Origin of the sequence: Streptomyces laculatispora, assembly GCF_017353455.1 — a bacterium.
GTDB lineage: Bacteria > Actinomycetota > Actinomycetes > Streptomycetales > Streptomycetaceae > Streptomyces > Streptomyces laculatispora.
Genome location: NZ_JAFMPZ010000061.1, coordinates 25,799 through 36,810 on the forward strand (window position 1 = coordinate 25,799; position 11,012 = coordinate 36,810).

Consider the following 11,012-nt stretch of genomic DNA (forward strand, 5'->3'; position numbering starts at 1 on the left):
CTGCTCGGCGATACGGACCTCGGTGCCCAGGTAGGCCAGCCGGGCGATCCCGGGCAGCAGGCACCGGTTGCGCCGCTGACGCTGAGAGGGGGTGTTGGTGTGTGGGACCACCTCGGCCGCCGCCCGGTGCTCGTCGCGGCCATCGTGCTGGAGGCGGTGGCGCTCGTGCTGTTCCTCAGCGCCCAGAACGTGGTCGTCCTGGCCGCCGCCCGGGAGGTGCAGGGCGTCGCCACCGGCGCGGCGACCACCACCTTGAGCGCCACCCTCGTCGACCTCGAACCGCCGCACGCCCCCGGACGTGCGGGCGTCGTCACCTCGGTGGCCCCCCTGTCCGGGCTCGCGCTCGGCGCGCTCGGCTGCGGTGTGCTGGTGGAGTTCGGCCCCGCGCCGCCCCGACTGGTCTATGCCCTGCTGCTCGGCGCCATGGCGGTGGCGGTGGCGGGTGCCGTACTGCTGCCGGAGACCTCCCCGCGCCGCCCGGGGGTCCTCGCCTCCCTGCGGCCCCGGGCGGCGCTGCCCGCCCACCTGCGCGCGGAGATCGTCCCGGTGGTCCCGGCGATGATCGCGAGTTGGGCGCTGGCCGGGCTGTTCCTCTCCCTCGGACCGTCCGTCGCGGCCCAATTGTTCGGGCTGCACAGCCACCTGGTCGGCGGCGTCGTGGTGACCCTGCTGGCGGGCACCGGCGCGCTCACGGTCGCCGCGCTCCGCGCCCGTTCGGCGGCCTCGCTGCTGGCGCCTTCGTCCGCGCTGCTCGGGCTCGGCGTCCTGACCGCGCTCGGCGGCATCGTGGCGGATCTGGTCTGGCTCGCCGCCGCCGGCACCGTCGTCGCGGGCGTCGGCTTCGGCGCCTCGGTGCTCGCGACGTTCGGCACCTTCGCCCGAATCGCCGGCCCGCACGAGCGCAGCGCGGTCTTCGCCTCCGCGAACATCATCAACTACCTCGGCAACAGCGTGCCCGCGGTCCTCGGTGGCATCGCCGTCACCGCCATGGGACTGCGGACCGCCACCGAGATCTACGCGGCGGCGATCGTGGTGATCGTCTTTGCCGCCTTCCTCCTGCGCCTGCACCAACTACGGGCGCAGCGCCGCGCGGTTGCGACGCACGGCGAGTGAAGCGCCTGCCCGCGATGACCGTCGCGCGATCCCCGCCGAATCCGCCGACCCCCTCGAATCCGCCGAAGCCATCGAAGCCAACGAATCCACCGAAGACCGACACGCAAGCACTCGTGCGAAAGAAGGAAACACCGTGACGACCGCAAGCAGCGGAGCCGGCGAGCACCTCGTCGTCCGGCGATCGAACCACACGACGATCCACTACACCGCCGCCGGTCCAGCCGATGCGCCGGCCCTCGTCCTCATCCACGGCTGGGGGTGCAACCGCACGGACTTCGACGCGGTGACCGACCACCTGCCCGAGGGCCACCGGGTCCTTACGGTCGACCTCGCCGAACACGGCGAATCCCGGTCGACGCGAGAGTCGTGGACCATCGAGGAGTTCGCCCACGACGTGGCGGCGGTGCTGGAGGCCGAGTCGGTGACCACGGCCGTCGTGGTCGGACACTCCCTCGGTGCGGCGGTCGCCGTCGAAGTCGGCCGACTGCTCCCCGGCACCGTCTCGCGCGTGATAGCGCTCGACGGGCTGCACTACCTGTCCCTGTTCCCAGCGCAGAGCGAGGATCAGGCCGAGGCCGTGCTGGGCCTGTTCCGCAACGACTTCCCCGCGGCGGTACGCGGACTCGTCCTGGGAGGGTCGCCCGCCGGGACCGATCCGGCGCTCATCGACGCCTACTTCGAGAAGATGGTCGCGGTCCGGCAGCCCGCGGGCCTGCGGGCCATGGAGGCCCTGGTGCACTGGGACATGGACGCGGCACTGCGCGAGACGAAGCCGCCGATCACCGTGTTCGCCGTGCGCGCCCTCCTGACCCAGGAGGCCGTCGACCGCTACGGGGACCGCTTCGACATTGTGCTCGTCGACCTGGGCAGCCACCACTTCCCGGTCGAGGCTCCCGAAGCCACGGCGCACCTTCTGGCCGCCGTCCGCAGCTGACGAGGCATCGGTGCGGGCCGTGGATCCGCCCACGGCCCGGTCACCGCAATCGACGCCACCCCCATGCCACTTCGAGAGGAAGAGAGTTCGGCTGTGTCCAGCCCGGAGTTCACCCGACCCGACACGCGTCCCCTGCGACTGCGAGACGTCACCATCGCCAATCGGGTGTGGATGTCGCCGATGGCCCAGTACGCCGCGGCCCCCGACGGCAAGCCGACCGACTGGCATCTCGTGCACTACGGCGCACGAGCGGTGGGCGCGGTCGGCCTGATCATGGTCGAGGCCAACGCCGTGGGACCGCTGCACCGGACCACGTCGGCCGACCTCGGCATCTGGAACGAGGAACAGGCCGCCGCGCACCGGCGCCTGACCACGTTCATCCGAGAGCGGGGCACCGTACCAGGGATCCAGTTGCAGGCCGCCGGCAGGAAGGGGTCACACCTGCTTCCCTGGGTGGGCGCGGGGCAGAACGGTTCCGTGAGCGTGGCCGACGGCGGCTGGCAGACCTTCGGGCCGTCGGCGGTGGCCTTCGGCGACCTGAACCAGCCGCGGGAGGCCGACCACGCCGACCTCGACGAGGTGGTCGAGGCGTTCGCCCGCGCCGCCCGGATGGCCCACCTCGCCGGATACCAGGTGGTCGAGATCCAGGCATCGCACGGATACCTTTTGCACGAGTTCCTGTCCCCGCTGTCCAACCACCGCACGGACGAGTACGGCGGAAGTCTGGCCAACCGGATGCGGCTGGCGCTGCGCGTGGGCCGCGCCGTCCGGGACGCATTCCCGGCGGAGAAGGCGGTGTTCGTCCGGATCACCGCCACGGACTGGCTCCCGGGCGGGATCACCCTCGACGAGGCGGTGGGATTCGCCGAGGAACTTGCGGCGGTGGGCGTCGACCTCCTCGACGTCACGTCGGGACTGGTGGTCCGGGACGAGGCGGCCCGCCCGCCGGCGCGGGACGGCGTCCACGTCGACTTCGCGGCAACACTGCGGAACGCGACGGCACTTCCGGTCGCCGTGGTCGGACGGATCGAGAACCTGTCGCGAGCCGGCGAACTGACGACGAACGGCCCGGTGGACGCCGTGATGATCGGACGCCCCCTTCTGCGCGACCCGTACTTTTCCCTCCGCGGACATTCCGCGGACAAGGCGGCCTGGCCCGACCAGTACCAGCGCGCCCTGTGAAGCCGCCCGGCGCACGGACCCGCGGGCTCAGTCCACGTAACGTGCGGCCGGCGGGGTCGCGTTCGGGTCGGCCCCACGCTCGTATTGCTACGGCGAGGACCCATGTACCTCTCTGTAGTCGTCGATCGCTTCTTTCATAGGTGCCCGCCGTCGCAACACCGTGCCGTCGGGGCGTCCGCGCAGGCCACCGTGTTTCACGGGTCGTTTCCTTTCCCTTGACCCGTGAAACGCACCCCTGAAACGATCCGAGGGGTGAACACCGACCCGCGCAGGCTCGTCGAAGTGCACCCCTGCCCGATGTCCACCTGCCGGGCCCCGGCCGGCCCCCCGTGCCGGACCAGCGCGGGCAAGGTCGCGCTCAAGTACCACACCGCCCGCTTCCAACTCGTCCCCTCGCTCCGCTCAGAACTCCACATCACCACCCCGGCCGTGCGGCATCCCGGTTCGCTGTGGACCGCCCTGCCCGCCGTGCAGGCCGGGGCGACGTCTGTGCCGATGGAGGTCCGGCCCGGCTACGCCCGCGTATCGACCCGGACACAGGAGATCAGGTCGCAGGTCGACGCACTCGAAGCCTGCGGCGTGCGCCGCCTGTTCCAGGAACGCATCAGCTCCCGCGTGCGCGAACGACCCGAGATGAAGACCGCCCTCGCCGCCGCCCGCGAATACCTCTCTCTCGGCGTGAAGGTCACCCTCGTCGTGCACGAGATGAAACGACTCGGCCCTGGCGCCCTCGAACTCCTCAAGGTCGCCGAGGAACTGCGCGACGCCGAGATCGAGCTCGAATTCCTCACCGGCCCACTCCAGGGCAGGCACGACCCGGCCGGACACGGCGCCGCCCTGTTCGCCTTCTTCGCCGCCATGGCCGAATCCGAACGCGACTACATTCGCGACAAGACCCTCGAAGGCCAGGAAACCGCCCGCGCGAAGGGCAAGGCCATCGGCGGCGTCAAGGTCTCCGACGAGGACATGCTCGCCACCGCCCTGCGACTGCGCGACGAAGAACACTTCTCCCTGCGCGAAATTGCGGCCCGAGTGGTCATCCGGACCGGCAGCAAACGCGGCCGGCACCCCGCCCCGGCAACGGTCATGCGGATGCTCCGCGAGCACGACGAGAAGACCGCTACAGCCCCATAGCCAACTAGCTTCGGTCACATAGCGTTACTTGTCGCTTCGTCGTTCCTTCGGGAGAGCAAGGCCGAATACGCGACACCTCCCACATGCGAGCCCACCAGCCTCAAGTCCGCATTACGCCACAAGCTTGACAAACCTGATTCCACAGAATGCGGATGTGGCACTCCATGTGGCTCAGCCGGATTACCGAGGCCGTCGCCGCAGCCGAGCAGCGGGAGGCCGAACAGCGGCAGGGCGAGGAGCGGCGGCCGCCTACCCCGACTGGAGAGTCGAGCTCGGCTCGGCCAGGGCCGCCCTCCGATCGAAGTGCACGCCGGCCACTGCCACGCCGCGGGGAAGCGGCGACGGGCCATCGACCGGGACCAGGCCCTCACGTTGCTGGCCGACGGGGTCCGGTCCTGCGCGCACTGCCGGCCCGACACGGACCTCGGAGTGCTCGGGTAGCACCCGGTCAGGCGCTCTTCGGCTTCGGCGCCGCGGCCTTCTTTCTTGTGGTCTTCTTCGCTGCGGACTTCTTTGCCGGAGGCTTCTTCGCAGCTGCCTTCTTGCGGGGCTTCATCTCGTGGACCGTGGCGTGATCGTCCTCGTCTCGGCTCTTCTTGGCCTGCTTCACGCTGGCGTTCAGTGCTGCCATCAGGTCGATGACCTCGCCCGGCTTCTGTTCTCCATCCTCGGCCGGTGGCGGGAGTTCCTTGCCTTCCGTCTTTGCCTCGATGAGCTTCTTCAGGGCGTCGCGGTACTGGTCACGGTAGCCACTGATGTCGTCGGTGGCCATCGAGTCCATCAGCGCCATGGCCTGTTTGATCTCGCCCTCATCGAGGTCGACGGCGTCCGGGGCGAGCTCGGCCGACGAGCGCACCTCGTCCGGCCATTTCATGGAGTGGAGGACGAGTGCGTCGTCGCGGATGCTGAGCAGGCCCAGGCGCTCACGGTTGTGCCACGCGAACTTCGCGATCGCGGCCTTCGAGGTCCGCTCCAGTGCGCGCCGCAGAAGAACATAGGGCTTCGCAGCCACGGCGCCGTCGGCCGACAGGTAGTAGCTGTCGGCAATACGCACCGGGTCGATCGATTCGCGGTCGACGAACGCGACGATCTCGATCGCTTTCGCGGTGGGCAGCGGCATCTGGTCAAGCTCTTCCTCGGTGACCGGGACCGTCTGGTCCTTGGTGAGCTCGTACCCCTTGCCGATGTCCTCCTGGCCGAGCTCCTCGCCGTCGATGTCGCACACCTTCCGGGTGCGCACCCGGCTCATGTCTTCGAGGTGCACCTGATGGAAGTGGATCGAATGATCCGCAGTGGCCGACGAAACCCTGATAGGGATCGTGACCAGGCCAAACGAGATCGCACCGCTCCAGATGGTGGACGGCATTCATACCTCCCAGACCCCCTGCGGTTGCCGGGAAGCAGTCCGGGCGCCGACTAGGGAGACACCTGGCCAAGCCAGGGGCGACCGGGCCACCGCCCGTACACCGATCCTCACGCCGCCGAGCTGCACCCGCATCCGGGCCAGGTGCGCGCGGCGCCACCACGGGCCACATTGGAGGTATGGATACTCCCCCGATCGTGGTCCACCGGCCAGCACCATCCGGCGGACGGCTCGTCACGGTGCACATCAACGGCCGCCACGAATCGCTCGGGCTTGCCCACAGTGACCACGACGTCATCGTGTTCCTCGCCGACGCGGGAATGGCAGACCCGGAGCGGGCCCTCGATACGTCGTCCCTCGTCGAGTGGCGGGGTGCCGCCGCCCACGAATACCCGGAGACGTGACTGTGTCCGAAGCGGCTACTGCCTTCCGCCGGCCTCGACGTGGCGGGGCGCACGGTCGGGCACACCAATACGCGGCGGCGTGAAGTCGTGGACTTCCCGATCAAAGCGGCACTGGCCCGCGCCGTACCCACCCTCCCAGCCGGGCCCGGCTGGTGGTTCGAGCCCAAATTCGACGGCCACCGCACCGTGCTCGTCCGCACCGAAGAGTCGGTGACCCTGTACGCCCGGTCCGGCCGCGTCGTCACCCAGCACTGGATGGACCTGGCCGTGGTCGCGATGCAGCTCTGGCCAGGGACGGCGCTTGACGGGGAAGCGGTGATCTGGAGAGATGGTCGCCTGGACTTCGGGGCCGCCCAGTCCCGTGCAGCATCAGGGCCGGCTCGCGCCCGCGCCCTCGCCATCCGACACCCAGCCTCCTACGCGGTCTGGGACCTCCTGCAGCACCCAGACCCGGCGATCGGGGACTGCCGCGCGTTGCCGTACACCGAGCGGCGCGCGCACCTCCTGGACGTGCTGGCCGACGTAGGGCCGCCGATTCAACCCGTTCCCGCGACCGACGACCGGGGCACCGCCCTGCACTGGTACGAGGTGCTTCAGGGGCAGGGCATCGAAGGCGTAATCGCCAAGCGGGCCACGGCCGGCTACCCCTCGGGGCGGCGCGGCTGGGTCAAGATCCGTCATACGGAGACGGAGGATGCGCTTGTCGTCGGCTACACCGGGCCGCCGCTCCGACCCCACCGCCTCGCGCTCCTCGTCGGCGACGAGGGCGGGCCCGCCCAGCTATCGGCCAGGCTCGAACCCGTTCTCGCCGGCCGCATCGGGGCCGCCCTCACCAGTGCGTTCGTGACAGGCGAGCGACACATCCACGGCGGGACGTACCACCACATCGACACCGACCTCATCGTCGAAGTCCTCGCCGGGTCCGGGCGGCATGGAACGCTGACCGTGACCCGGATGCGGTGACCCCAAGTCAGGTCAGGGAGTGACCTTGTACTTCACGACGGTGTCGGCGCAGCCCTTCGCGAGCTTCTCCAGCGCCCCGCGCTCCTCGGTGTCCGTGGTGAGCTTCCACCGCAGCTTCGTCGCGACCCAGTCGGCACCGTAGATGCTCTGCGCGGACGCGGCCGACGGGAGCCACTGAGCCGGATCGCGGTCGGCCTTGCTGCGATTCGTCTTCGCCGTGACCGCTACCAGCGACCGTTCAGCGGTGAGATCGTTGGCGTACTGCTCGCGCCGCTCCGCATCCCACTTCGATGCTTCAGCTGGCGGGCAGCGTCATTCGGACCCTGGGATATTCCTACGGTGATGAGGCCCTTCGAATTTCTCCACCCACCGCTCAGGTGCTGGCCAGACATGCTCACTTGGATTCCCCACGCTGGAACACGCGGTGGGTACACCGATGGCGAGAACGGAGGTCGCCGCTGAGCGGGTTGGGGAGGAGAGCAGCTACCTATGGCCTACCTGGCAAATGATCATCTGGCGGGTTCGTGGGACCAGGAGCGCGGCCAGAGGTCGGCCTCGACGCGGAACCGCCGGCTCGCTGGATACGGAGAGCGACCCGGTCGGCGGTTGCCCGGCTGTCGATGTACTCGTCTCTGATCGTGCGGAGGTCGTGAGTTCGAGCTCTGACCAGGTAGACGGTCGGCTTGGTGATGCCCCGAGGCCGCCTCGCGGGCTTGAGCCCGGTGCCGCGACTGACGAACCTGGCGAAGAGTCGTGTCCTACCGGCTCGAGGCGCGGCCAACCGCCCCCGCTACGTCCTACTCCTCCGGTTCCCAGGCGCGGAGCAGGTCGAGCAGCCCTGCGTCTCCGTCAACGTGCAAGGATTCGGCCGGGATACGGTCGTACAAGTAGATGACCAAATCACTGGCCGTGCCATGGATGGAGGCGCCGACTGCGTGCGAGTCCTCGCTGGTCGCGGCAGTGGGCGCGGGGATGCGGGTGGAGCGTGCGCCGTCGCCGTCGACCTTGAGGCGCCAGGAGCGGCCCTCGGCGGTGTGGAAGTCGAAGGCCGTGGGCTTGTGCGGCCAGGCGCTGGGCGTCGCGACGCAGGTGAACAGGAACTCCTCGACACCGTCGAGGGCGACCTCGGCCGGCAGCGGCTGCGGGGCGCCCGCGGCGAGATGGGCGTCGTAGGTGTGCACCGCGCTCTCCTGGACCCGGTGCCGGGCGACTCCGCCAGAGGTCCGCGGCGTCTGCAAGGCGCTCCACCACGCCCAGCAGCCGGCGTCCGGGCCCGCCTCCCGCAGGGCGCTCAGCAGAAGCTGCGTCGACGCGGCCAGCCAGGCCAGCAGGGCCTCACGCTCCCGCGGCACTTCCAGAGCGGCGCGCGCAGCGGTGGCCTCGGCCGGGGGAGCGTCGGCAGGCCCCGCGCCGACGATGGCGGCCCAGAAACGGTCTCCCCCACCCAGGTGCTTCACCAGATCGAGCAGCGTCCACTCGGGGCAGGTCGGCACCTGTGCGTCGAGACTGGGCGCGGCGGCGACCGCGGCGCGGAAGGCGGTCGACCGTTCATCGATCAGTCGCAGCAGGTCAGGGAACTCAAGATTCTTTTCCACGCCGGATGTCTATCACCGTGCTCCGGTGATCGGACAGCGATTTTCACAGTCGCCGCCGGTTGGCCATTGCGGACGTCGTCCTCGCCTCCCACCGCTCGGGTGACAAGCGCTGCGAGGACGCTGGTGGTGGCGGTACGCCCGGCGTCGTGCCTACGTAGAGGGCTGCGGGTGGAGTCGCGCTGTAACAGGGATTCCTGGTGGAGGACTGACATGTCCAGCAGGCCCAGTGCTCCGGCTTGTACTTCAGGGTCCTCGTTCGGTTCGGGCGGGCAGCAGGTCTCAACTGCCCGCCCAAGAGCATCAATTCCGAGTCAGCAGCTGCGCCACTCGATCGATGCGTAGCCGAGGAGGGGGTTGTTGGTCGGTGTGGCCACCCGGAAGGTGATCGTCGTCCCCTTAGGTCCGGCCTGCGGGCTGTCGACCTCCTTGTTGGTCCACCTGTCCCAGAAGCGCGTGAAGGGGCACCGTCCGTCCGCGCGGTCGTCGCGGACCCAACCCGTAGCCACGTTCCCGCAGATGTCCCCCTCCGTGGCGCCTTCGGCCCTCTCCCGGTAGAAGTGGGTGCAGGCTACGGCGGATTTTGTCGGCTGGCTTGCCACCGTCGACGGAGCGGTGGCCCCTGCGGGAGTTGCCATGAAACCGGCGAGCAACATCGTGCCTCCGGCGATGCTGGCGACAGCCTTGCGCATATGCAAGCTCCTTCGATGAGGCCGAATGAACCGTTCCGGGTTCGGTAGAGACTCTAGATTGTGGCTGTGACCTGCTGTTTTTGTGTGTTCTGGTAGTGGGTGGGCTTGCGGATGCCGGCGCGGGCCTGGCGCCAGGCTTCCAGGGTGGGGCGGACGAGTTCCCAGCGGGCGTCGGACAGGTCACTTGGGTAGGACTGTGAGGGCTGCATGATGCCTGGGTACGTGGCTGGAGCCGACCTGGGCAGGGCGTGTGCCGAGGCATCTGGTGCACCGGGGCGCGGATTCGCAGACCAGGATGAACCAGGTCGCTTCTGAATGAGACGGGAGCTCTTATGAGAAACCCGGCGCATTACTGGTCCACGGATTACCCCATAAGCCGCTTTCCCGGTGAATCACCATTCAGGCGTCCATATTTGATCGCTCAGAACCAGAGCAGAACACCGAATATGCGAACCAAACGCTCACTTAGAGGGCGTTTATGCAGGTCAAGATAAGTAAGTGCCTTATGTGAGTGGCCTACTTCGATGCGGTTCACCCTGTAGATGCTGAATGCCGCTCGGTAAGGCGTGGACCTCGTTGCCCGTCTCATCCGCTTCTGGTCTCGAAAACCCGTCTGACGTAGAGATGCGACAGAACCTCCTGACCTTCTGCGGAACGGACCCTTCCGGCTCGGCCGTGATCACGCTGGGTCGTGAGTGAGCGCAAGCCGTACCCCAGCGACCTGTCCGACGCCCGATGGGCCCTGATCGAGCCGACGTTGACAGCCTGGCGGAATGCCCGGCTCGAACGCAGGCCCACCGGAAAGCCCGCGAAAGTCGACTTGCGTGACGTGTTCAACGCGATCCTCTATCTCAATCGCACCGGAATACCCTGGAAATACCTCCCGCACGATTTCCCCGGACACGGCACCGTCTACTTCTACTACGCAGCCTGGCGTGACGAGGGAATCTTCAACCAACTCAACTACGACCTCACCGCACTCGCGCGCGTGAAGGACGGACGCAAGCCCGAACCGACAGCGTCCGTCATCGACACCCAGAGCATCAAGACGTCCACCAATGTGCCCCTGACCAGCCAGGGAACCGACGCCGCCAAGAAGATTGTCGGGAGGAAGCGAGGCATTATGACCGACACGACCGGCCTTATTCTCGCCGTAACCGTAACCGTAACCGTAACCGTAACCGTAACCGTAACCGTAACCGTCGCCGGCGCCGGCCTCTCGGAAAACGCCATGGGAATACGTCTCCTCGACCAGGCCAAGAAGACTTATCCGACCATCGCGAAAAGCTGGGTCGACACCGGCTTCAAGAAAACCGTCGTCGAACACGGCGCCACCCTCGGAATCGACGTCGAGGTCGTCAGCCGCAACCCCGAGAAACGCGGCTTCCACGTTGTGAAAAGGCGCTGGGTGGTCGAGCGCAGCATCGGCTGGATCATGATGCACCGACGCCTCGCCCGCGACTACGAGACCCTCACCGCCAGCTCCGAAGCCATGATCCACATCGCCTCGATCGACAACCTCGCAAAGCGCATAACGGACGAAGCCACCCCGACCTGGCGAGGGACCTACTAGAAGATAAAGGGCATTTCGCCTAGATCAAACGCCCTCTTAGCCCCAATACCGTTCAGTTAGTG

Annotated in this window: 11 protein-coding genes and 2 pseudogenes; 8 read left to right on the forward strand and 5 right to left on the reverse strand. The window is 68.2% G+C overall.

What is annotated here, in order from left to right; translation table 11 throughout:
- The first annotated feature begins 99 nt into the window (after nucleotides 1–99).
- The 5 genes from J1C73_RS02715 (at nucleotide 100) to J1C73_RS34410 (ending at nucleotide 4,804) form a co-directional block, all read left to right on the forward strand.
- Nucleotides 100–1,113 (forward strand): MFS transporter, encoded by a 1,014-nt coding sequence (locus J1C73_RS02715; RefSeq protein WP_307797589.1) that lies wholly within the window; start codon nucleotides 100–102, stop codon nucleotides 1,111–1,113.
- Between the two features lie 133 nt (nucleotides 1,114–1,246).
- A complete protein-coding gene (locus tag J1C73_RS02720) occupies nucleotides 1,247–2,047 on the forward strand; it encodes an alpha/beta fold hydrolase (protein ID WP_207314906.1) in 801 nt (266 codons plus the stop codon).
- Nucleotides 2,048–2,140: 93 nt separating this feature from the next.
- Entirely contained in the window at nucleotides 2,141–3,229 is a 1,089-nt protein-coding gene (locus tag J1C73_RS02725) for an NADH:flavin oxidoreductase/NADH oxidase (protein ID WP_307797590.1), read from the forward strand.
- 252 nt (nucleotides 3,230–3,481) lie between these two features.
- On the forward strand, nucleotides 3,482–4,363 hold the full coding sequence (locus J1C73_RS02730; protein WP_307797591.1) for a recombinase family protein: 882 nt from the start codon (nucleotides 3,482–3,484) through the stop codon (nucleotides 4,361–4,363).
- A 303-nt stretch (nucleotides 4,364–4,666) separates the two neighbouring features.
- Nucleotides 4,667–4,804, forward strand: coding sequence for a DUF6233 domain-containing protein (locus J1C73_RS34410; RefSeq protein WP_307797592.1), 138 nt, complete (start codon nucleotides 4,667–4,669; stop codon nucleotides 4,802–4,804).
- Between the two features lie 7 nt (nucleotides 4,805–4,811).
- On the opposite strand, the gene ku is transcribed toward J1C73_RS34410, so the two are convergent.
- Nucleotides 4,812–5,729: a non-homologous end joining protein Ku gene (gene ku / locus J1C73_RS02735; RefSeq protein WP_207314908.1), complete on the reverse strand. Its 918-nt coding sequence runs from the start codon at nucleotides 5,727–5,729 to the stop codon at nucleotides 4,812–4,814.
- 176 nt (nucleotides 5,730–5,905) lie between these two features.
- Between ku and J1C73_RS02740 the strand changes: the two genes are divergently transcribed.
- Nucleotides 5,906–6,130 (forward strand): hypothetical protein, encoded by a 225-nt coding sequence (locus J1C73_RS02740; protein WP_207314909.1) that lies wholly within the window; start codon nucleotides 5,906–5,908, stop codon nucleotides 6,128–6,130.
- A gap of 87 nt (nucleotides 6,131–6,217) precedes the next feature.
- Nucleotides 6,218–7,093 carry an ATP-dependent DNA ligase gene (locus tag J1C73_RS02745; protein WP_207314910.1) on the forward strand — a complete coding sequence of 292 codons (876 nt, stop codon included), beginning with the start codon at nucleotides 6,218–6,220 and terminating at the stop codon, nucleotides 7,091–7,093.
- A gap of 12 nt (nucleotides 7,094–7,105) precedes the next feature.
- On the opposite strand, the pseudogene J1C73_RS34415 reads toward J1C73_RS02745, so the two are convergent.
- The 4 genes and pseudogenes from J1C73_RS34415 to J1C73_RS34420 form a co-directional block, all read right to left on the reverse strand.
- A pseudogene (locus J1C73_RS34415) lies at nucleotides 7,106–7,387 on the reverse strand (HNH endonuclease); the annotation flags it as partial.
- A 503-nt stretch (nucleotides 7,388–7,890) separates the two neighbouring features.
- Entirely contained in the window at nucleotides 7,891–8,688 is a 798-nt protein-coding gene (locus J1C73_RS02750) for a maleylpyruvate isomerase family mycothiol-dependent enzyme (RefSeq protein ID WP_207314911.1), read from the reverse strand.
- Nucleotides 8,689–8,999: 311 nt separating this feature from the next.
- The gene (locus J1C73_RS02755) at nucleotides 9,000–9,377 is read right to left on the reverse strand and encodes a hypothetical protein (RefSeq protein ID WP_207314912.1); all 378 of its coding nucleotides are present in this window, start codon (nucleotides 9,375–9,377) and stop codon (nucleotides 9,000–9,002) included.
- 98 nt (nucleotides 9,378–9,475) lie between these two features.
- A pseudogene (locus J1C73_RS34420) lies at nucleotides 9,476–9,586 on the reverse strand (IS5 family transposase); the annotation flags it as partial.
- Between the two features lie 482 nt (nucleotides 9,587–10,068).
- Here J1C73_RS34420 and J1C73_RS02760 point away from each other — a divergent pair.
- Entirely contained in the window at nucleotides 10,069–10,950 is an 882-nt protein-coding gene (locus tag J1C73_RS02760; RefSeq protein ID WP_207314913.1) for an IS5 family transposase, read from the forward strand.
- The last annotated feature ends 62 nt before the right edge of the window (nucleotides 10,951–11,012 follow it).